The sequence below is a fragment of the Bordetella sp. BOR01 genome, from assembly GCF_019218885.1.
Classification (GTDB): domain Bacteria; phylum Pseudomonadota; class Gammaproteobacteria; order Burkholderiales; family Burkholderiaceae_B; genus Bordetella_A.
Genome location: NZ_JAHUWT010000003.1, coordinates 1210857 through 1232725, shown reverse-complemented (window position 1 = coordinate 1232725; position 21869 = coordinate 1210857). Strand labels below are relative to the sequence as shown.

Annotated in this window: 21 protein-coding genes; 16 read left to right on the top strand and 5 right to left on the bottom strand. The window is 67.1% G+C overall.

The genetic code is table 11. From position 1 onward, the window contains the following. The first annotated feature begins 98 nt into the window (after positions 1-98). From KW845_RS20720 to KW845_RS20690, 7 genes are all read left to right on the top strand, one after another. On the top strand, positions 99-782 hold the full coding sequence (locus tag KW845_RS20720; protein ID WP_218371199.1) for a GntR family transcriptional regulator: 684 nt from the start codon (positions 99-101) through the stop codon (positions 780-782). A gap of 19 nt (positions 783-801) precedes the next feature. Further along, positions 802-2514, top strand: coding sequence for a dihydroxy-acid dehydratase (ilvD, locus tag KW845_RS20715; protein ID WP_218371198.1), 1713 nt, complete (start codon positions 802-804; stop codon positions 2512-2514). Continuing rightward, positions 2511-3401 (top strand): NAD(P)-dependent oxidoreductase, encoded by an 891-nt coding sequence (locus KW845_RS20710; protein ID WP_218371197.1) that lies wholly within the window; start codon positions 2511-2513, stop codon positions 3399-3401. The genes ilvD and KW845_RS20710 overlap by 4 nt, the downstream gene beginning before the upstream one ends. Then, the gene (locus tag KW845_RS20705; RefSeq protein ID WP_218371196.1) at positions 3398-4351 is read left to right on the top strand and encodes an SDR family oxidoreductase; all 954 of its coding nucleotides are present in this window, start codon (positions 3398-3400) and stop codon (positions 4349-4351) included. Before KW845_RS20710 ends, KW845_RS20705 begins: the two co-directional genes overlap by 4 nt. A gap of 44 nt (positions 4352-4395) precedes the next feature. Beyond that, positions 4396-5421: a TRAP transporter substrate-binding protein gene (locus KW845_RS20700; protein WP_218371195.1), complete on the top strand. Its 1026-nt coding sequence runs from the start codon at positions 4396-4398 to the stop codon at positions 5419-5421. 73 nt (positions 5422-5494) lie between these two features. Beyond that, complete coding sequence (locus KW845_RS20695; RefSeq protein WP_218371194.1) at positions 5495-5980, top strand: TRAP transporter small permease; 486 nt, start codon at positions 5495-5497, stop codon at positions 5978-5980. Further along, positions 5977-7269, top strand: coding sequence for a TRAP transporter large permease (locus KW845_RS20690; RefSeq protein WP_218371193.1), 1293 nt, complete (start codon positions 5977-5979; stop codon positions 7267-7269). Before KW845_RS20695 ends, KW845_RS20690 begins: the two co-directional genes overlap by 4 nt. A 61-nt stretch (positions 7270-7330) precedes the next feature. On the opposite strand, the gene KW845_RS20685 is transcribed toward KW845_RS20690, so the two are convergent. The 3 genes from KW845_RS20685 to KW845_RS20675 all read right to left on the bottom strand — a co-directional run bounded on the left by KW845_RS20685 (position 7331) and on the right by KW845_RS20675 (position 10514). Further along, on the bottom strand, positions 7331-8269 hold the full coding sequence (locus KW845_RS20685) for a glyoxylate/hydroxypyruvate reductase A (RefSeq protein WP_218371192.1): 939 nt from the start codon (positions 8267-8269) through the stop codon (positions 7331-7333). Positions 8270-8336: 67 nt separating this feature from the next. After that, the gene (locus KW845_RS20680) at positions 8337-9095 is read right to left on the bottom strand and encodes an ABC transporter substrate-binding protein (protein WP_218371191.1); all 759 of its coding nucleotides are present in this window, start codon (positions 9093-9095) and stop codon (positions 8337-8339) included. Between the two features lie 96 nt (positions 9096-9191). Next, complete coding sequence (locus tag KW845_RS20675) at positions 9192-10514, bottom strand: beta-propeller fold lactonase family protein (RefSeq protein ID WP_218371190.1); 1323 nt, start codon at positions 10512-10514, stop codon at positions 9192-9194. A gap of 143 nt (positions 10515-10657) precedes the next feature. Here KW845_RS20675 and KW845_RS20670 point away from each other — a divergent pair, with 143 nt between their 5' ends. The 3 genes from KW845_RS20670 to nadB all read left to right on the top strand — a co-directional run bounded on the left by KW845_RS20670 (position 10658) and on the right by nadB (position 14430). Continuing rightward, positions 10658-11536: a LysR family transcriptional regulator gene (locus KW845_RS20670; protein WP_218371189.1), complete on the top strand. Its 879-nt coding sequence runs from the start codon at positions 10658-10660 to the stop codon at positions 11534-11536. Positions 11537-11686: 150 nt separating this feature from the next. Beyond that, positions 11687-12838 (top strand): quinolinate synthase NadA, encoded by a 1152-nt coding sequence (gene nadA, locus KW845_RS20665; RefSeq protein ID WP_218371188.1) that lies wholly within the window; start codon positions 11687-11689, stop codon positions 12836-12838. A gap of 14 nt (positions 12839-12852) precedes the next feature. Continuing rightward, positions 12853-14430: an L-aspartate oxidase gene (gene nadB, locus KW845_RS20660; protein ID WP_218371187.1), complete on the top strand. Its 1578-nt coding sequence runs from the start codon at positions 12853-12855 to the stop codon at positions 14428-14430. Between the two features lie 58 nt (positions 14431-14488). On the opposite strand, the gene panB is transcribed toward nadB, so the two are convergent. Continuing rightward, positions 14489-15316: a 3-methyl-2-oxobutanoate hydroxymethyltransferase gene (gene panB / locus KW845_RS20655; RefSeq protein ID WP_218371186.1), complete on the bottom strand. Its 828-nt coding sequence runs from the start codon at positions 15314-15316 to the stop codon at positions 14489-14491. A 123-nt stretch (positions 15317-15439) separates the two neighbouring features. Here panB and KW845_RS20650 point away from each other — a divergent pair, with 123 nt between their 5' ends. Next, on the top strand, positions 15440-15904 hold the full coding sequence (locus KW845_RS20650; protein WP_255592771.1) for a PaaI family thioesterase: 465 nt from the start codon (positions 15440-15442) through the stop codon (positions 15902-15904). Between the two features lie 2 nt (positions 15905-15906). Then, the gene (locus KW845_RS20645) at positions 15907-16590 is read left to right on the top strand and encodes a nitroreductase (RefSeq protein ID WP_218371185.1); all 684 of its coding nucleotides are present in this window, start codon (positions 15907-15909) and stop codon (positions 16588-16590) included. On the opposite strand, the gene KW845_RS29740 is transcribed toward KW845_RS20645, so the two are convergent. Next, the gene (locus KW845_RS29740) at positions 16568-17560 is read right to left on the bottom strand and encodes a helix-turn-helix transcriptional regulator (protein ID WP_218371184.1); all 993 of its coding nucleotides are present in this window, start codon (positions 17558-17560) and stop codon (positions 16568-16570) included. The genes KW845_RS20645 and KW845_RS29740 overlap by 23 nt on opposite strands. Before the next feature lie 229 nt (positions 17561-17789). Here KW845_RS29740 and KW845_RS20635 point away from each other — a divergent pair, with 229 nt between their 5' ends. The 4 genes from KW845_RS20635 (at position 17790) to KW845_RS20620 (ending at position 21727) form a co-directional block, all read left to right on the top strand. Continuing rightward, positions 17790-18182 (top strand): RidA family protein, encoded by a 393-nt coding sequence (locus tag KW845_RS20635; protein ID WP_218371183.1) that lies wholly within the window; start codon positions 17790-17792, stop codon positions 18180-18182. Further along, positions 18179-19363: an acetylornithine deacetylase gene (gene argE, locus KW845_RS20630; protein WP_218371182.1), complete on the top strand. Its 1185-nt coding sequence runs from the start codon at positions 18179-18181 to the stop codon at positions 19361-19363. The genes KW845_RS20635 and argE overlap by 4 nt, the downstream gene beginning before the upstream one ends. A 25-nt stretch (positions 19364-19388) precedes the next feature. Continuing rightward, the gene (locus KW845_RS20625) at positions 19389-20672 is read left to right on the top strand and encodes an MFS transporter (protein ID WP_218371181.1); all 1284 of its coding nucleotides are present in this window, start codon (positions 19389-19391) and stop codon (positions 20670-20672) included. A 71-nt stretch (positions 20673-20743) separates the two neighbouring features. Beyond that, positions 20744-21727, top strand: a complete 984-nt coding sequence (locus KW845_RS20620) for a threonine/serine dehydratase (RefSeq protein WP_218371180.1) — start codon at positions 20744-20746, stop codon at positions 21725-21727. Positions 21728-21869 lie beyond the last annotated feature (142 nt).

Genomic DNA, 21869 nt, shown 5'->3' with positions numbered 1-21869 from the left:
AGTCCCGTCCCCGCGCCCGCCCATAAGGGGAAACCTGGATAGGCGGCGCGGGGATTTTTGCGCAAATTAGCGTCTTTGATTTTTGATCAAAGATCTAAATGGCCGGCCACCCCGATCTGGAACCCCTGGTCCACACCTCGGTCAACGAAGCCGTCTACCGCCGGCTGCGCGACCACCTGATGCGCGGCGACTATGCCGCCGGCGAGGTGCTGGGCATACAAGAATTGGCCGACGCCTTCGGCACCAGCGCCATGCCGGTACGCGAAGCGCTGCGCAGGCTGGCCGCGCAACGGGCGCTGGAGCCCATGAAAAGCCGGTCCATGCGCGTACCGGTCATTTCCCGCGCGCGCCTGGAAGACATCCGCCGTGCGCGCGTGTTGATCGAAGGCACGGTAACGGCTTGGGCGATCGAGCACATTACCGCCGAAGCGCTGGAAACCTTGCGCGGCCTGGCCGCGCAGATCGGCCAGTCGCTGGCCGACCCCACCTCGGTACGCGACGGCCTGGAAAACAACCAGCTTTTCCATTTCACCATTTATCGCGCGGCCCAGTCGCCCTCGATGATGGCCACCATCGAAAGCCTTTGGCTGCAATCGGGCCCGTATCTGCGCGCCACGCGCGAACTGATGCATTCCGACGAGCGCCCTACGGCCGAATTCCATGCCGCGATCGTGCAGGCTATCGCACAGCGCGACGCCGACAAGGCCCGCCTTGCCATGGAGCGCGACATCTGCTGGGCATTCGACAAACTGACGGCCCACCGCGCCATGCTGGCCGGCTGACTCACCAAGGAACCCCCGCATGTCATTGCACAAGCACCGCTCCAGGATGGTCACCGATGGCCTGACCCGGGCGCCCCACCGGGCCTTTCTACGCGCCACCGGTTTCGACGACGAGGCCCTGCAGAAGTCGGTCATCGGCATTGTCAGCACCCAGGGCGAGAACACGCCCTGTTCCATGGGCCTGGCTCCCCAGGCGGACCGGGCCCGGCTGGGCGTGGCGGCCGCAGGCGGCGTGCCGGTCAGTTTCTCGACCATATCGGTGTCTGACGGCACCTCCATGAACCATGCCGGCATGCGCATGAGCCTGCTCTCGCGCGAGACGATCGCCGACAGCGTAGAGCTGGTGATCCGCGGCCATGCCTATGACGGGCTGGTGGCCTTCGCCGGCTGCGACAAGACGCTGCCGGCCATGATGATGGCCATCGTGCGCCTGAACGTGCCGGCGGTATTCCTTTATGGCGGGGCAACGCTGCCCGGTCATGCACTGGGCAAGCAGGCCACCATCCTGGACACCATCGAAGCCGTGGGCCGTGTGCAGCATGGCGGCATGGCGGCCGCCGATCTCAAGGCCATGGAACGCACCTGTACGCCGTCGGCCGGCTCGTGCCCAGGCCAGTTCACGGCCAATACCATGGCCATGGTAGGAGAAGCCCTGGGCCTGTCGCCGCTGGGCACCGCCATGATGCCGTCGGTGTACAGCGAACGCCTGGCCATCGCGCAACGGGCGGGCGCACAAGTCATGCGCGCCCTGGCGCAGGGAGGCCCCCTGCCGCGCGACTTGGTCACGCGGGCCAGCCTGGACAACGCCTGCGCGGCGGTCGCCGCGACCGGCGGTTCGACCAACGCCGCGCTGCACATTCCCGCCATCGCCCACGAAGCCGGCATCCGCTACACCCTGGATGACGTCGCCACTGTATTCCAGCGCACGCCACTGATCGCCGACCTGCAGCCGGGCGGGCGTTTCCTGGCTCGAGACCTGCACGAAGCCGGCGGCGTACCCGCCGTGCTGAAGGCCTTGCTGGAAGGCGGCTATATCGACGGCAGCGTACTCACGCTGGACGGCCGGCCCCTGGCTGAAGCACTGGCCGACGCGCCCGGCCCCGATGGCGAAGTGGTGCGCCCCTGTGGGCGCGCCATTCATCCTTCGGGCGGTGTGGCGGTTCTGAAAGGCAATCTCAGCCCGCAGGGCGCGCTGCTCAAGATCGCGGGCCTGAAATCACTGCAGTTCTCGGGGCCGGCGCGGGTATTCGAAAACGAAGAAGATTGCATGCGCGCCGTATCGCAGCGCACCTACCGCCCGGGCGAGGTGCTGGTCATACGCAACGAGGGCCCCAAGGGGGGGCCGGGCATGCGCGAAATGCTCAGTGTGACGGCCGCCCTGTACGGCCAGGGCATGGGCGAAAAAGTGGCCCTGTTGACCGATGGCCGCTTCTCGGGCGCCACGCGCGGCCTGTGCATAGGCTATGTCGGCCCCGAAGCGGCGGCCGGCGGCCCCATCGGCCTGATCCGCGATGGCGATCTCATCCATATCGATGCCCAGGCCAACTCGTTGCGGATCGAGGTCAGCGATGCCGAGCTGGCATCCCGCCGTGCCAGCCGTGTACCGCCGATACGGCCGCGCCTGGCGGGCGCGCTCGAAAAATATGCTGTGCTGGTGCGGCCGGCGCACGAAGGCGCCGTCACGCACTCGGGCGGAATGCAATGGCCCTACGAAACCCCGGAGAACGAATGAGCGCGACGCTGGCCTTTTGCGGCACCGGCCTGATGGGCGCCCCCATGGTGCGCCGGCTGCTCGCGGCCGGGCATCGGGTGCGGGTCTGGAATCGCAGCCCCGAGAAAGCCCGGGCGCTGGCGGCCGACGGCGCCGAACCGGCCGATACGCCGGCCGAAGCGGCAGACGGCTGCGCAGGTGTCTTCCTGTGCCTGACAGACGAGCAGGCCGTGCAAGACACCGTATTCGGCGCGCAGGGCGTGCATCGCGCCTGTGGCGCCTGGCTGGTGGATCATTCCAGCATCGCCCCCGAAGCCGCGCGCCGGTTCGCCGCACAACTGCAGCCAATCAACGGACGCGTCTGGATCGATGCGCCGGTCTCGGGCGGCGTGGCGGGTGCGCAGGCCGGCACGCTATCGGTGATGGCGGGCGGGCCTGCCGACACGGTCGAGGCCGCTTCGGCCTGGATGCGCGCATACGCCGCACGCATCACCCGCCTGGGCCCGGTCGGCGCCGGGCAGATCGCCAAGCTGTGCAACCAGACTATTGTGGCCAGCACCGTCAACGCCATCGCCGAGGCCGTGGCCCTGGCGCAGCGCAGCGGCATCGACGCCGCCGCATTGAATACCGCGCTGGCCGGCGGCTGGGCCGATTCCACACTGCTGCAGATCTTCGTGCCGCGTATGACAGCCCCTATCGATCAGCCATTGGGTTCGGTGGCCACCATGCTCAAAGACGTAGAAAACGTGGCGGCGCTGGCACGCGCCACCGGCACCGAACTGGCCGGCCTGAACGGCGCGCTGGCCAGCTACCGCGCCGCCGCCGCGCAGGGCCTGGGGCCGGCCGATCTGTCAGACATCGTGCACGTGGCATGGCCCGAACGGCCCCGGACCGGAGAGGCAGCATGAATATTCTTGTCACCGGGGCCAACGGCTACATCGGCAAGGAACTCGTTCGCCAGCTCTGCGCCATGCCCGCCGTGCCCGGATACGGCGCTGCCGAAGCCATCACGCTGTGCGACCTGGCTTTCGACGATCCGCCCGCCGACCCGCGCGTGCGCTGCATCGACGGCAGCTTTGCCGATGCGGCGACGCTGGCCGCCATCACCAGCCCCGCACCGGACCTGGTCTTTCACCTGGCCTGCATTGCCAGCGGACGAGCCGAACAAGAATTTGAACTGGGATTGCACGTCAACCTGGAAGGGTCGCTGCGCCTGCTGGAACGGCTGCGGCAGCAGGGCCGCTCGCCGGCGCTGGTGTTCACCAGCAGCATCGCCGTATTCGGCGCCCCGCTGCCTGAACGGGTCGACGACCATACACCGCTGGCGCCGGCCCTGAGCTATGGCGCACACAAGTACGCCATGGAGATACTGCTGGCCGACTACACGCGGCGCGGCTTCGTGCGCGCTCGCACCGTGCGCCTGCCCGGCATCGTTCCGCGCCCGCCCGCGCCCAATGGCGCCTGGTCGGCGTTTTCCAGCACGCTGATACGGTCGCTTGCGGCCGGCGAGCCCTGCACGATGCCGGTAAGCCCGCAAGCCACGCTTTGGCTGATGTCGTTGCGTTGCTGCATTGCCAACCTGTTGCACGCCGCCGAACTCGCCACGCAACCGGCCGGCGAGCACACGGCATGGACCCTGCCCGCCCTGCGCGTATCGGTGCAAGAGATCGTGCGGGCCTACGATGCGCGCGGCAATGGCCAGGCCGGCAAATTGGTGCGCTACGCGCCCGAGCCGGCCATCGAAGCGCAGTTCGGCACGCAGCCGCCATTGCACACCCCGGCTGCCGAAGCAGCGGGCTTTCGCCACGACGGCAACCTGCCGGCCTTGCTGGACCACGCAGCGCCAGAACCACCATAGCCCCAGCCCGAAGCATAAAACCGAGACCATACCGAGGAGACACCATGATCAAATCCCTGGCCATCATCTTGACCGCCGGCGCGGCGCTGGCCGCCCCGCTGGCCGTCCAGGCCCAGAAGGTAGAGCTGACCGTATCGAGCTGGCTACCCCCCACCCACGCCGTGATCGCCGATTTCATCGTGCCCTGGGGAAAAGAGATCGAACAGGCCACCGAAGGCCGCGTCACGCTGCGCCTGCTACCCAAGGCGGTCACCAACCCGGCGGGCCATTTCGATGCGGTACGCGACGGCCTGGTGGACATTTCGTTCGTATCGCACGCCTACTACCCGGGCCGGTTCCAGTTGACCAAGTTTGCCGTGATGCCGTTCTCGGGCAACACAGCGGTATCACGCTCGGTCGCGGCATGGGATACCTACGAGAAATATCTGCTGGGAGCAGACGAGCACAAAGGCGTACGGTTGCTGGGCATCTATGCCCACGGGCCCGGCATCGCATTCACGACCAACAAACCCATTACCAGCATCGACGACTTCCGGGGGCTGAAGATCCGCGTGGGCGGCGGCATGGCGGCCGACGTCGCCCAGGCGGTCGGTGCCAGTCCAATCGCCAAGCCGGCTCCCGAATCGTATGAACTGCTGAGCACAGGCGTCGTCGACGGCGTGTTCTTCCCGGCCGAATCCCTGGTCTCTTTCAAGCTGGACGGCATCATCAAGCATGCCACGGTCTTCCCGGGCGGGCTGTATTCCGACACTCACGCCGTGATCATGAATCGCGACGCCTTCGCGCGCCTGTCCAAGAAAGACCAGGCAACCCTGCTGAAGCTGTCGGGCCGCCATCTTGCCGAGCTGGCCGGCAAGGCATGGGACAAGCACGACGCCGAGGCCCACAAGGTACTGGCCGGCGACACCATACAGCTCGTGAAAGCCGACGATGCCTTGGTGGCGGCCGTGCGGGAACGCACGCAAGGGTTCGAGAAAGCCTGGCTGGACGCCGCCGCCGCCAAGAACATAGACGGCCCGGCGGCGCTGGCCTCGTTCCGCGCCGAGATCAAGCAGCTCGACGGCCAATGACCGTGGCCAGGCAGGTTCGGCCGGCCCCGGCCGGCCAACCCGGATGGCCGGGGTCCGTTACTGCGAGAACACCATGAAATACCTGAATTGCGCCGTCATGACGGCGCTGAAGGCCATCGCGGTGGCCAGCCTGTGCGGCATGAGCTTGCTTACCGTGATCGACGCGGCAGGCCGCTATCTGTTGAATCGCCCCATCATCGGATCGGTGGAGTTGGTAGAACTGATGATGATCGCGGTGATCTTCTCCAGCATTCCCCTGATGACCCGCGCGCGCGGCCACATCACCGTGGACGGGTTCAGCCATTTGTTCTCGGCCCGCGCGGTGCGCCTGCAAGACCGATTCGGCGCGTTGATCGCCACGGCGGTCAGCGGCTTCCTGGCCTGGGTAACGTGGGCCAAGGCGGAAAGCACCGCCGAATACGGCGACATCACCGCCATGCTCGGTATTCCGCTCGCCCCGTTCGTCTACTTCATGGCGGTCATGCTTGCCCTGGATGCCGTCTGCCAGGCGGCCAATTTCTTCCACGCCGGACCCGCCACAGGAAGCCATACGCCATGACCGAATCACTGATTGCCCTGGGCGTCATGCTGACGCTGGTGTTCCTGCGCGTACCCGTGGCGTTCGCCATGGCGCTGGTCGGGTTCATCGGCCTGGGGCTGCTGCGCAACTGGAATGCCGCTTATGCCAGCGCGGGGTCGGTCATCTATGAAAGCGGGTTCCAGTATCTGCTGTCCGTACTGCCGCTGTTCATCCTGATGGGCAACTTCGTGACCCAGTCGCGCATGTCGCGCGAACTCTATGCGGCCGCGCACGCCATGCTGGGGCATCGCCGAGGGGGGCTGGCCATGTCCACCATCGTTGCCTGCGGCGGCTTCGGCGCGATTTGCGGCTCTAGCCTGGCCACCGCCGCGACCATGGCCAAAGTGGCCTACCCGGAAATGCGCCGCATCGGCTATAGCGAGAAACTGGCTGCCGGCTCGATCGCGGCAGGCGGCACGCTGGGGATCTTGATTCCCCCGTCCATCATCATGGTGGTGTACTGCCTGCTGACAGAACAAAGCATCGGCAAGATGTTCGCCGCTGGCGTGCTGCCCGGCCTGCTGGCCATCGCCTGCTACATGGGTGCCGTGGCCTGGGTGGTGCACCGCGACCCCGGCGCCGGGCCGGCAGGCCAGCGCAGTACGTGGCCGCAAATCCGCCACGCGCTGGGCCAGGTGTGGGGGGTGCTGGCACTGATCGCCATGCTGATGGGCGGCATCTATGCCGGCGTATTCACCCCCGCGGAAGCGGCCGGTATCGGCGCCTTCCTGGGCTTTGTCTTCGCGTGCTGCCGACGCACCATGAACTGGCGCACCTTCGTCGAGGTGGTAGTGGAATCGGCCAAGACCACCGGCATGATATTCCTGGTGATGATCGGTGCGCTGATGCTGGCCAACTTCATCAACTTCACCTCGCTGCCGAGCGACCTGCTCGAGCTGGTGCAGCACTATCACCTGAGCCCGCTGGCGGTGATCTTCGCCATTTGCGGCATCTACATCGTGCTGGGCTGCGTACTGGAAAGCATGTCGATGATTCTGCTGACCGTACCGGTGTTCTATCCGCTGGTGCAAAGCCTGGGATTCGATTTGATCTGGTTCGGCATCATCGTGGTCGTGGTAACCGAGATCAGCTTTATCACCCCCCCGTTCGGCATGAACGTGTTCGTGCTGCGCGGCCTGCTGCCCGGCGTCAGCACGCAAACGATATTCCGCGGCGTGATGCCGTTCGTGGTAAGCGATATCGGGCGCCTGACCGTGCTGATCCTGTTTCCGGCGATATCGCTGTTTTTGCCCCGGTTTGTCAGCTAGCGCCATTGCCGGGCCGCAGGGCAACCCGTTTCTGGCTGGCGCGCTGGCTGCCCCGATCGCCTCAGTAGCCCTTGGCCGGGTCGTACAGGTTGGGCAAGGCCTCGCCGGCCTCGCAGCGGCGGATCAGTTCGGCCACATAGCGGGCGCGCTCGCGGCGGGTGGGCGTGGCGGCGCAATGCGGCGTCACCATGACGCCCGGGTGCCGCCACAGCGGCGAATCGGCCGGCAGGGGTTCGATGTCGAAGACATCCAGCACCGCTTGCGACAACTGGCCGCTGCCCAGCGCCGCCAGCAGGTCGGGCTCTACCATGTGCGAGCCGCGCCCCACGCTGATCAGCGCCGCGCCGCGCGGCAATTGCGCGAATGTCTCGGCGCCCAGGATGCCGCGCGTGGCGTCGGTGCCGGGTAGCAGGCATACCAGGATGTCGGTGCGCGCCAGGAACGCGGCCAATCGCTGCGGCCCGGCGTAGCTTTCCACACCCGGCAGTCGCGCCGGCGAACGCGACCAGCCGGCGGTGGGAAAACCGGTGCGCGCCAGCAGCGTGGCCGTGGCCGCGCCCAGGTATCCCAGCCCCATGACGCCGACGCGCATGTCGCGCATCATGCGCGGCACTTCGGGCGTATCCCAGCGGCCGATTGCCTGGTCATTGGCAAAGCGCTTGAGGTCCTTGGTGATGGCCAGCGCCGCCGCCAATACGAACTCGCTCATCTCGCCCGCGGTTTCCTGGGTCACCAGCCGTGCAATGGGCACGTGGACGGGCCGCTGCGGATCGGCCAGGATGTGGTCTACGCCGGCCCCCGAACTGATGATCAGCTTCAGGTTGGGCAATGACGCCAGCCAGCCGGGGTCGGGTTCCCATACCAGGGCATAGCCGATCTGGCCGGGATCGGCCAGCGGTTCGTGGCGGCCGCAGATTTCCAGTGCAGGCGCAAACTCGCCGAAATACTTGCGCCATTCGGGCAGGCCCTGCGGCCCCCCGGAGTTGATCACCAGCCGCATGACTACCGGATGTTCCTTGTTCAGTTGCCGAGCCGGGGCGTGGACTTGCGTCCATGCCCCCCGCGCGTTACACCAGCTTCCACTTCTTGAGCAGCGCATCGAGTTCGCCGTTGCGCTTGATTTCGTCCAGCGCAGCCTGCAGCTTCTGCTTCAGCGCGTCTTCGCCCTGCCGCAGCCCCAGGCCGATCGAGCCGGGCAGCGAGGCCTTGTAGCTTTGCACCAGGCGCGTACGCGGAAACTGGCCCAGGCCCAGATAGTAGGAAAGCGTGGGGTAATCGGCAATACCGGCGTCGATGCGCCCGGCATTCACATCGCGGATGATGTCCGGAATGGTGTCGTAGATCTTCACCTCTTTGAACAGGCCCGTGTTCTTGAGCGATTCGCCGTATACCGTGCCGACCTGCGCCCCCACCACGCGGCCCTTGAAAGCCTGGTAGGAGTCGTAGTCGGTCTTGTCGGTGGCAGGCACGATCATGCCTTCGCCATAGGTATAGACAGGCTTGGTGAAGTCGATGACCTGGCGGCGCTTGTCAGTGATGTACATGGCCGAGGCAATGATGTCGATTTTCTGGGACGTCAGCGACGAGATCAGCGCCGAGAAATCCATGGCCTCGACAGCCGGCGTGAAGCCGGCATGCTTGCCCACGGCCTGGATCAGGTCGACCATGAACCCCTGCATCTGGTGGGTGGCCGGGTCCAGGAACGAAAACGGCACGCCGTTCGTCTCGGTACCCACCTTCATCACGGTCTGCGCGGCCGCGGGCATGCCCACGGCCGACAGCGATACCGCTGCGGCGGCCAGGGCAAACTGCATTCTTCTAATCATCTTCGTGCTCCAGGTCATGGCTTGCGCCGTTGGTGAACGCGGAAATGCCTGGGCCATTGTCCTACTTTTTCGCGGGATTGCAGCCTGCCGCAGACCCTAGCGCGCCACCGCGACGTGATGGGTGCCATGCGGCATCGGCAGGCGCCCCACGTGCCGCAGTGCAGGCGTACCGTCGCGCACGACGCGGAATACTTCCAGCCCGCCCCCTGCCGGCCCGCCGGCGTGATACTGGAACACCGTGACCAGCAAATAGTTGCCCGAGGCATCGAAGGTGGCGCCCTCGGGCAGCACGCCCTCGAACGCATAATCCGCCACCTTGGACAAATTCCCGGTAGAGGCATCGAGCGTCAGCAACGACACGCTGGCTTGGCGCGCAAACCGTGGGCTGTCCGGCGGGAACGGCGTGCCGCGCATGTTCACCGTGGCCACCAGCCCGCCATCCGGGCTGACGGCCAAGCCCTCGGAAGACTCGTCGGTCTGTGTGCGGCCCACCTGCGCATGCCGCGTGCCATCGCCATCGGCCAGGCGGATGACGCTGATCGACGACGGCCGGGCGGGCACGCGGCCATCCAGCGTCGTGGCGCTGAAATCGCGCCCCCAGTTGGCGGCCAGATAGTAGCGGCCATCTGGCGTGAACCGGCCCACGAACGGATCGGTGCCCACCACGACAGGTTCGCCCCATGGACGCAGCGCCAGCGCGCCATCGCCAGCCTCGTCCACCTGGAAAAACGCGACACGATTCAGCGTGTTCAGGTTGACCGCCAGATACCGGCCCGAGGGATGCCAGTGCACATTGGTGGCCGTAAGCCCCGCCCGCGGGGCGGTGCTGGTGACCTCGACGCCCAGTTCGCGCAGCGTGAAGCGTTGCACGCCATCGAACCGGCCCTGCTCGTAGCGCGCCAGGGTAAGCAGGCTGTCGTCCGGCGAATTGGCCACCACGGCGACGCGACGGCCATCGGCGCTGACGGACAACGCTTCCGGCAAGGGCCCGACATCCAGGGTGGCGGCGATGCGCGGCGCCTGCGGCGCGCCCAGGTCCACCGCGAACAGGCGGCTGCCTGCCGGCAGGTCGCGCACGGTCTGCGCATCGCCCTGGCGCATTCCCAGGCGTTCGACCACGAAGGCAGTGGCGCCCCCGGGCGCCAGGGCCAGGATCTCGGGCGCCGCCGTCACCGAGTTCGATACCGGGATGCGGCCGTGCGTCCAGGCGCCGTTGCGGCGCGTCCAGACCGCCAACGTGTCCTGCCAGCCCGCGTCAACCGGCGCCAGGCGGCCGGTGGCGTAGGTTTGCGCAACAAAGTCGCCGTCGGCGATAACGGCCAGTGTGCCGGCATCGATATCGGCGGCCCAGGGGGGCAAAGGCGCGGCCCAGGCGGCCAGCGGCAACCAGGCCGCACACAGCAAGTAACGTGATTGCATGATGGATCCCCGTGAAGATGGCGCGCAGCGTTGTCCGATGCTCACGCCGATGGCATGATCGAACAAATGCCTGATCACCGTCCAATCGAAAATTACCGGCCTGTGATCAGGTTTCCTGATCAGCCTCATACCGGCCTTTCACCATGGACATGCGCAGCCTGGCCTGCTTCATCACCGTCGCCGACACGCTCAACTTCCGCGGCGCCGCACAGCAGTTGCACCTGACACAACCGGCGCTGAGCGCCCGCATCCAGAACCTGGAAGACGAGATCGGCACTGCGCTGTTCGTGCGCGACCGCCGCCACGTGGCCTTGACGGCGGCCGGCGCGGCCCTGTTGCCGCATGCGCGCGCCGCCCTGGCCCGGATCTCGGCGGGCAAAGAACAGGCGCGCCGCGCCGCGCAGGGTGAAACGGGGCTGCTGCGTATCGGATTCACGCTGCTGGCAACGTACGGCATGGTGCCGCACTGCGTACGTGAATTCCGCGCCCGCTATCCCGACGTGCATGTCGAACTGGCCGAGATGAACTCGCCTTCGCTGGAAAACGCACTGGCAGCCGATGCGCTGGACGTGGCGGTACTGCACCCACCGCTGTACACCCCGGGCCTGTCGACGGCCAGCCTGCCCGGCGAACGCCTGGTGCTGGCGTTGCCAACCACGCATCGCCTGGCGCGCCGCAAGACCGTGGCCGTGCGCGACCTGGCCGGCGAACCTTTCCTGATTGCGCCGCGCGGCGTGGGCCCCAGTATCTACGACCGCGTCATCGCGATGTTCCACGACGCCGGCATCAGCCCGCACATCGTGCAAGAGGTCACGCCCATGACCTCGCTGGCCGCGCTGGTATCAGCCGGCATCGGCATGGGGCTGGTCACCGCCGGCATCGCGCGGCTGCCGCGGCCGGATGTCGCGTATCGCCCGCTGCGCCCCGCCGGGCCGGTGTTGCCCTTCGCGCTCGGTTGGCGCGGCACACTGGCGCCCGCCGCCCAGCGCTTCGTGGATTCGGTACGAGCCTGGCCGGCCTGAAGCGCTGCCTGGCCGCCGGCATGCTGGGGCTTGACACTCACTTATGCTCAGACGTAGCATAAATACGCACGCCTCTTTTTTTGATCTATAAATGCTCTATATGAGCATAAATGGGCGGCCTACCGGACCACCGCCCTGGAGACCTCAAGCATGGAAACGCCCGCCACCCGGCCGGTTGAATTCGATCTGCCTGCCACGCCCATCCAGGCATCCCATTGCCCCACTTCGGTCGGGCAAGCCTGGGCCCGTGTACCCCAGCCCCTGCCGGCCACCCGCAGGGCCGCTGTCATCGCGCATATCCGCGACCTGCTGGCGCGCGAACGCGCCGTGCTGGTGGCCCACTACTACGTCGATGCCGATCTGCAAGAGCTGGCCGAGGCCACCGGCGGCTGCGTGGGCGACTCGCTGGAGATGGCCCGCTTCGGCCGCGACCACCCCGCCCGGACACTGGTCGTGGCCGGCGTGCGGTTCATGGGCGAAACCGCCAAGATCCTCAGCCCGTCGAAGCGCATCCTGATGCCCGACCTGCAAGCCACGTGCTCGCTGGACCTGGGCTGTCCCGATGACGACTTCGCCGCCTGGTGCGATGCCCACCCCGACCGCACGGTGGTGGTCTACGCCAACACCAGCGCCGCGGTCAAGGCACGCGCCGACTGGGTGGTTACCTCGTCGATCGCGCTGGACGTGGTGGCCGACCTGCATGCGCGCGGCGAGCGTATCCTGTGGGCGCCCGACCGGCACCTGGGCAACTACGTGCAACGCCAGACCGGCGCCGACATGCTGCTGTGGCAGGGCGCCTGCATCGTGCACGATGAATTCAAGGGCACCGAACTGGAACTGCTGCGCGCCGAGCATCCGCAGGCCCGGGTGCTGGCGCATCCGGAATCGCCCCAGGCGGTATTGGCCCAGGCCGACGTGGTGGGTTCCACCACGCAGCTGATCGACGCCGCGCGCGAGCTCGACGCCGGGCAGTTCATCGTGGCCACCGACCAGGGCATTCTGCACAAGATGCGCGCCGCGGCGCCGGGCAAGGCCTTCATCGCCGCCCCCACCGCGGGCAACAGCGCCACCTGCAAAAGCTGCGCACACTGCCCGTGGATGGCCATGAACGAGCTGGCCGGCCTGGCCGACGTGCTGGAACACGGCCGCAACGAAATCGTGCTGGACCCGGCATTGGGCCGGCGCGCCAAGGTGCCCATCGACCGCATGCTGGCGTTCGCCGAACAACGCAAGCAGCGTGTGCGCGCCAGCGGCGACCTGGCCCGCGACATGCCCTTGTACGAACGGGTCGGCCCCGCCTGACAGGAGCAAGCACCATGACATACGACGTGCTTATCGTGGGCAGCGGCCTGGCCGGCCTGGCCACCGCCCTGGAGCTGGCCCCGCACTGCCGCGTGGCGGTACTGGCCAAGGGCGGCATCGAACACAGCGCCAGCCATCGCGCACAAGGCGGCATCGCCGCCGCGCTGGACCCGCAAGACAGCGTGGACGAACATGTGCGCGATACGCTGGCCGCCGGCGGCGGCCTGTGCGATGCCGAAGCCACGCGCCGCATCGCCGCCGATGCACGCCGTGCGATTGGATGGCTGCAAGACCAGGGCGTGGCCTTTTCCACCGACGCACCCGCCCAGGCCGCGCTGCACCTGACGCGCGAAGGCGGGCATACCCGTCGACGCATCGTGCACGCGGCCGACGCCACCGGCCGCGCCGTGGTCGCCGCGCTGGGCGAGCGGACGCGCCGGCATCCGAACATCACGCTGCTGCAACAGCACTACGCCATCGACGTGATACTGGCCGGGCCCGCGCACTGCCAGGGTCTGCGCGTGCTGGATGCCCGACACGACCGGCTGCTTACACTGGCCGCGCCACACGTAGTGCTAGCCACCGGCGGCGCAGGGCAGGTCTATGCCCACACCACCACGCCCCCCACGGCCACGGGCGACGGCATCGCCATGGCCTGGCGGGCCGGCTGCCGCGTGGCCAACCTGGAATTCATGCAATTCCATCCCACCAGCCTGTATCACCCGCAGGGCGATGCTTTCCTGATTTCCGAAGCGGTGCGCGGCGAGGGCGGCCTGCTGCGCCTGCCCGATGGCACGCGCTTCATGCCGGCGCACGATGCGCGCGCCGAACTGGCCCCGCGCGACGTGGTGGCGCGCGCCATCGATACGGAAATCAAGCGCCACGGCCTGGATTGCGTGTACCTGGACATCACCCACCGCCCGCGCGACTTCCTGCAGGAACACTTTCCCAACATCTATGCGCGCTGCCTGGCGCTGGGCATCGACATGGCCACCGACCCGATCCCGGTCGTGCCCGCCGCGCACTACACCTGCGGCGGCGTGGTCGCCGACACTGCCGGGCGCACCGACCTGCCCGGCCTGTATGCCGTGGGGGAAACCGCCTGCACGGGCCTGCACGGCGCCAACCGCCTGGCCAGCAACTCGCTGCTGGAATGTGTGGTGACGGGCCATGCCGCGGCGCAGGCGATCCTGGCCCTGCCCGCCGCCGCGCCCGCTGCCACCCCAGCCCATGCACCGGACATACGCGTCAACGACACGCCACACCCGACACTTGCGCACGACCGCCAGGCCCTGCGGCAATTGATGCGCGACGAGGTGGGCATCGTGCGCAGCGATGCGTCACTGGCCCGCGCCGCGCAACACCTGGCACAACGCAGCGCCGACATCACCCGACGCTGGCAAGCCGGCCACATCAGCCCCGACCTGCTGGAACTGCGCAACCTGCTGCAAGTCGCAACCCTGATCGTGCACGCCGCCGCCGCCCGCCGCGAAAGCCGCGGCGCCCATTTCAACCAGGACTGGCCCGCCACCCTGCCCAACGCGCGGCCCAGCATCATGCAAGACCGAGCCTCGCAGGCAGCAGCCGCCTGAATTCGACCTTGAACTCAACGCGCCAGCGCCCAGCGACCGCAAGCCACAAGACCAGCCATCACGCCCCCGCCCGCACACCAAAGCAATGCTCCGCCGCCGGAAACGCCCCCGCGCGCACATCCGCCGCATACTGCGCCGCCGCCCGCTCGATCTCGCCCCCCAACTGCGCGTACTGCTTCACAAACCTCGGCACCCTGGCACCCGACATGCCCAGCATGTCTTCGGTAACCAGGATCTGCCCATCGCAGGCTGGCGACGCGCCGATGCCGATCACGGGAATCTGCAGTGCTTCGGTGACGCGGCGGCCCACTGCCTCGGCGGTGCATTCGACCACCAGCGCGAACGCGCCCGCAGCCTGCAGCACCTGCGCATCGTGCAGGATGCGGTCGCTGCCGTCGGCCTGCATGCCTTGCGCCTTGTAGCCGCCCACCGTGTTGACCTGCTGCGGCATCAAGCCGATATGGCTGACCACCGGCACGCCGCGTTCGGTCAGGAACTGCACCGTGTCGGCCATCTCGGCCCCGCCTTCCAGCTTGACCGCCTGCGCGCCGGTTTCGGCCAGCACCCGCGCGGCCGACTGGAAAGCCTGCATGGGCGATGCCTGGTAGCTGCCAAACGGCAGGTCCACCACAATGCACGCCTGCGTCGAGCCCCGCACCACCGCCGCGCCGTGCGCGATCATCATGTCCAGCGTCACGGCCAAGGTGCTGGGCAAGCCATACACCACCATGCCTAGAGAGTCGCCCACCAGCAACAGATCGGCATGCGGATCGAGCTGGCGCGCCATCGGCGCAGTGTAGGCCGTCAGGGCCACCACTTTGCCGGGACCCTTGGCCTGGCGGATGGCGGTAATGGTCTTGCGGGTTTGCTGTTGCTGCGCACTCATGATTCGCACCTGCCCCATTGCGGTTCTGAAGAATCGCTTATGGTAGCGCCACGGCCCGCCGCCCGCACCGCGGCGCAGTCAACGGTATGATCTGGCCATTCGCGTCGCTACCCTGAAACACCCATGACCGGTTTCGAACATAATCCATTTCTGCACTCGCTGGGCGCCATCATCCAAAGCTGGGGCGATGGCCAGATAGTGCTCAGCATGGACCTGCACCCCCGGCACCTGAACCGCCAGGGCGCGCTGCAAGGCGGCGTAGTCTGCGCCCTGCTGGATGCCGCCTGCGGCTATTCCGGCCTGGTGCCGCAAGCCGACGACAGCCAGGGCAATGCGGTCACGATTTCGCTGGCCATCAACTTCATCAGCTCGGTCACCGCCGGCAAGGTCATCGCCACCGGCACGGTGACCGGGCGGGGCCGCAAGATCTATTTCGCACGCGCCGAAGTCTGCACGCCCGATGGCCGCGTCCTGGCCTCGGCGCAAGGCTCATTCAAATATGGCGGGCCGCAACTGGTTCCCAGCGCCCCCGCCGATGCCGACGCCGAGAACCCGCGCGCGGCTCCTTCAAGTGTGAACAGGCCTTAGCCATGAACGATACGCTGCACGCCGTCGAACAAGCCATCGTGTCGCGCCAGAGCGTGCGCGGCTTCCTGCCCAACCCGGTTCCGCCCGACCTGATCCGCCGCATTCTGCAGGCGGCGGCGCGCGCGCCCAGCGGCAGCAACATACAGCCCTGGAAAGTACACGTCGTCACGGGCGCCAAGCGCGATGCGCTGGCGCAGGCGCTGATACAGGCGCACGCGCGCGGCGAGCCCGAACGCCGCGAGTACCAGTACTACCCGGTCAATTGGCGCAGCCCCTATATCGACCGGCGCCGCGCAACGGGCTGGGGCCTGTACAGCCTGCTGGGCATCCAGAAGGGCGACCGCCAGGCATCGGCACGCCAGCATGCCAGGAACTTCGACTTCTTCGGCGCCCCCTGCGTGCTGCTGTTCACCATCGACAACGACCTGGACAAAGGTAGCTGGCTGGACTACGGCATGTTCTTGCAGAACATCATGGTGATGGCGCGCGGCGGCGGGCTCGACACCTGCCCGCAGGCGGCGCTGGCAAACTATCCCGACATCATCAAGCAGCACCTGGGCATCCCCGATGACCAGGTGGTGGCCTGCGGCATTTCAATCGGCTACCAAGACCCCGACGAACCCGCCAACCAATATCGCACCGACCGCGTGGCGGTCGACGAATTCACGATCTTCCACGATGCGTAGCGCCGACGGCCCGCGGCGATACGCCGTAATGCCTGCGAAACGCCGTGGAGAAATTGCCGGCATGGTCATAGCCGACTTCAAAAGCCACCTGCGTCACCGGTAGCTGCGCGGCGCGTATCAGCACCATGGCATGCCGCATCCTGATGGACAGCAAGTATTCCGACAGCGTGGCGCCATGCACGGCCTTGAACGTGCGCGACAGCTTCGACACGCTGACGCCGGCCTGGCCGGCCAGTTCCCGTACGCTGGGCGGATCGCGAAACGTATCGGCCAGGCGTGCCGCCACCCGGTCGGCCATCGCGCGATCGCGCGGCCGGACCTCGCCCGCCGCGTCACCCGCGCGCATGCAGGCAAAAAAGTGCCTCACGATATCTTCGGCGCGCGCCTGCAAAAGCAAGCGGCGCATGTAGCGATCGTCTATCGGTTCGAAAAAGCATTGCGCGGCCTGCTGCATGGCCGCTGTCATCCCGGCCCGGAACAACGCGAACGCAATGGGATCGTCGTCCAGGTAGCGGCCCAGCGCGCCGCCGTAGCGGCCGGCATCCAGCCCCAGTTCGTCTACCAGGTAATCGCGCGTACATGAAATAGTGACCGACCGTTCGCGATCGCCGGTGCCGAAAATCTCGATCTTGCGGGCGCCGCAGGGCTGCAGCAGGGCACTGCACGACAGCGCATCGACGCCATGCGGCACCTCGCCGCCGTCAGTCACCGACGAATAACCGGCCATGCGCAGGTGTATCTTCAGCGCGCCGCTGCAGTCGTAGTGCTCTTCCATGGCGCGTGGCCGGGTCACGTCGGCCCAACTGGCCGACAGGCCGGCCCCCAGCACCAGCGTATCGCGGTAGCCCGACATTCCGGAGCCCACCGGCCGCGTCTTGATGAAGCAGGCCGACCCGGCGGGTTCCAGGCCGACCACCTCGTAGGTGTGCGGCACATAGGCATGCAAGCGATTGGCGACTAGGTTATTCACAGCGAAGCAGTCCAGGCGGAGCCCGAGGGGGCCGGCAGTAACGTTACCGGGGCGCTTTGCGCAGCGTCAAGCCAAGGTGTGATTCATGCCGTCAACTACGGGAAAACCCGAACAAAACGCGCGATTGCGGCGATTTCTACCATTCGGCAAACAAAGCATGCACGTGCGCATAAGCGTACCTATGCGCAGACAGCTAAGCTGCCCCCACCGATCCGTCTGGAGTTTTCTGATGCAGCACGATGCCACGGCCGCTTCCGCGCCCCGCCGCCAACCGCACTTTTCCATGATCCGGCGCGCTGGCGAACTGGTCTTCGTATCGGGCCAGATGGCCTTCGGCGAGGGTTTTCGCATCGTGGGCGACGACGTGGCGGCGCAAACCCGCACCTGCCTGGACAACATCGTGCGCCAGCTCTCGGCCGCCGGGCTGGGCGCGGGCGACATCGTCAAGACCACCATCTGGCTGACCCGCGTCGAAGATTTCGCCGCGTTCGACGCGGCCTATGGCGCTTTCTTCGGCAATATCGTGCTGCCCGCCCGCTCGACCGTGCGCGCCGACCTGATGGTGCCCGGCGCTCTGGTCGAAATCGAAGCCGTGGCCTGCCACGCCGGGGCGCAATCATGAGCGTCGACCGTGCCGCGCCGCAGGCGGCAGTCGACTGGATCCAGCGCCTGGTCAGCATCGACACCACCAGCCGCAATTCCAATCTCGGCCTGATCGAAATGGTGCGCGACGAACTGCGCCACGCCGGCATCGAATCGCACCTGAGCCACGATACCAGCGGCGCCAAGGCCAACCTGTATGCCACCGTGCCGGCCGCCGACGGCAGCACGCAGGGCGGCATCGTGCTGTCGGGTCATACCGACGTCGTGCCGGTCGATGGCCAGGACTGGGACAGCGACCCGTTCCGGCCCGAGGTCCGCGACGGCAAGCTGTACGGCCGCGGCACCTGCGACATGAAAGGCTATATCGGCACCGCGCTGGCGCTGTTGCCGCGCATGACCGGCACGGACCTGAAGAAGCCGGTTCACTTCGCCCTGTCGTATGACGAAGAAGTGGGCTGCGTGGGCGCGCCACTGATGCTGGCCGAGCTGAAGGCGCGCGGCGTGCGGCCCGACGGCTGCATCGTCGGCGAACCGACCTCGATGCGGGTGATCGTGGCCCACAAGGGCATCAATGTGTGGCGCTGCTGCGTGCGCGGGCATGCCGCCCACTCGTCATTGACTCCCAAGGGCCTGAACGCCATCGAATACGCAGCGCAACTGATCTGCTTCATTCGCGAGCTGGCCGACCACATGCGCGCCGCCGGTCCGTTCGACGAGGCCTTCGATGTGCCCTTCAGCACGGCCCAGGTCGGCACCATCCAGGGCGGCATCGCCGTCAACACCATTCCCGGGCTATGCCAGTTCGAGTTCGAACATCGCAACCTGCCCGGCGCCGATCCGGAACAGTTCTACGCGCGCATCCAGTCTTACGCACAGGACACGCTGCTGCCGCGCATGCGCCGCGAGCATCCGGATGCGGCCATCGAGCTGACCTCGCTGGCCAGCGCGCCGTCGCTGGACGCATCCGAACAGGCCGCCATCACGCAACTGGTGCGCGCCCTGACCGCCGATACCGCCCACCGCAAGGTCGCCTACGGCACCGAGGCCGGCCAGTTCCAGCAAGCCGGTATTCCAGCCGTGATCTGCGGGCCGGGCGATATCCAGCAGGCCCACCGGGCCAACGAATTCGTCGCACTGGAACAGGTCGCGCAATGCCACGCGTTCCTGTCCAACGTCATCGACAGTCTTGCACAACCATAATCACAAGTTCCAGGGAGAGCCATTCATGAATACCGCAACGACGTTCCAACCGGTTGCCGGCAGGACGTCACCCCCCGCGTGGCGCATCATCGCGGCCGCCTCGATCGGCAATGCGCTGGAATGGTTCGACCTGGTGGTCTATGGCTTCTTCGCCGTCACCATCGCGCGGCTGTTCTTTCCCAGCGACAACGAAAGCATGTCGCTGCTGCTGACGCTGGGCACCTTCGGCGTGTCGTTCTTCATGCGCCCGCTGGGTGCGGTAGTGCTGGGCGTCTACGCCGACCGCGTCGGCCGGCGCGCCACGCTGACGCTGTCCATCATGCTGATGATGCTGGGCACGCTGCTGATCGCAATCATGCCCACCTACGCCACCATCGGTATCTGGGCGCCCATCGGCATCGTGGCCGCCCGCATGATCCAGGGCTTCTCGGCCGGCGGCGAATTCGGCAGCGCCACGGCCTTCCTGGCCGAACACACGCCCAACCGGCGCGGCTTCTTCGCCAGTTGGCAAGTGGCCAGCCAGGGCCTGACGACACTGCTGGCCGCCGGCTTCGGCGCCGGCCTGAACGAATGGCTGACGCCCGACCAGATGGAATCCTGGGGCTGGCGCATTCCGTTTTTCTTCGGCCTGCTGATCGGCCCGGTGGCGTATTACATCCGTACCCGCATCGACGAAACCCCCGAATTCCTGGCCACCGAACGCACTGAAACACCGTTGGGCGACACCTTCACCACGAACCGCTTGCGCCTGGTGCTGGCCATCGGCACCGTGGTGCTGGGCACCGTGGCCACCTACCTGGTGCTGTACATGCCCACCTTCGCGGTCAAGCAACTGGGCATCCCGCCCGCGGCGGCCTTCGCCGCCACGCTGGTCACCGGGGTGGTGCAGTTCATCTGCGCGCCCATGGTGGGCCACTGGTCCGACCGCCATGGCCGCACCGGCGTCATGGTGACGGCGGCCCTGCTGTTCCTGGTGCTGATCTACCCGCTTTTCCTGCTGTTGGCGGCCTCGCCCACCTTCGGCACCATGATCGTGGTGCAGATCATCATCGGCATCCTGCTGTCGGGCTACTTCGGTGCGCTGCCCGCGCTCTTGACCGACCTGTTCCCCACCCAGTCGCGCACGACCGGGATGTCGTTGTCCTATAACATTGCGGTAACCATCTTCGGCGGCTTCGCGCCCTTCATCATCGTGTGGCTGATCGCCGCCAGCGGCAACAAACTGGCGCCCAGCTTCTACCTGATCTTCGCGGCCCTGATCAGCCTTGCCTCGCTGTTTGCCGTACGCAAGCGCCTCGGATTGCGCTGAAAGCAAACTGTCTCCATACGGTGTCAGGCTCCGCAGGTACCTGACACCCTCCGTTTCAAGCAGGACCCATCATGACCCAGCAACTAGACACCACCACCGTCCCCGACCTATCCACCATCGCCGACCTGCATGCCCAGTTGCAGCGCTGGGTGCGCACCACGCCCATCATGGAAAAGGCCGACTTCGAGCCCGTGGCGGGCACGGCAGTGAACTTCAAGTTCGAACTGCTGCAGGCCAGCGGCACGTTCAAGGCGCGCGGTGCATTCTCGAACCTGCTGGCGCTGGACGACACGCAACGCGCGGCCGGCGTCACTTGCGTATCGGCGGGCAACCACGCCGTCGCGGTGGCCTACGCCGCCATGCGCCTGGGCATTCCGGCCAAGGTGGTCATGATCAAGACCGCCAGCCCCGCGCGCGTGGCACTGTGCCGCCAGTACGGAGCGGAAGTGGTGCTGGCCGAGAACGGCCAGGCCGCCTTCGATACCGTGCATCGCATCGAAAGCGAGGAAGGGCGCTTCTTCGTGCACCCGTTCAACGGTTACCGTACGGTGCTGGGCACCGCCACGCTGGGCTACGAATGGCTGGAACAGGCGGGCGAGCTCGATGCCGTGATCGTGCCCATCGGCGGCGGCGGCCTGATGGCCGGTATCAGCACTGCCGTGAAGCTGGTCGCCCCGCAATGCCAGGTCATCGGCGTGGAACCCGAGGGCGCCGATGCCATGCACCGCAGCTTCGAGACCGGCGGCCCCATCAAGATGGGCCCCATGCAAAGCATTGCCGACAGCCTGATGGCGCCCCACACCGAGCAGTACAGCTACGAGCTGTGCCGCCGCAACGTCGACCGGCTGGTCAAGGTGTCCGACGACGAACTGCGCGGCGCCATGCGCCTGCTGTTCGATCAGCTCAAGCTGGCCATCGAGCCTGCCTGCGCCACCGCCACCGCAGCGCTGGTGGGCGCACTGAAGGCCGACCTGGCCGGCAAGCGCGTCGGCGTGCTGCTGTGCGGCACCAACACCGACCCGGCCACGTTCGCGCGTCACCTGGGCATAGGCTGAACACCCGTGCGGCCCGGGGCCGGCCGGGTAGTGGCCGGCCTGCCGGGCAAGCGGTACGTGCCGCGAATGCGGAAGTGGTACTTTGGGCCGCGTCGATTCTGGTTCACAATGCCCTGCACGCTTGCCGCTCCGGGCACCGCCC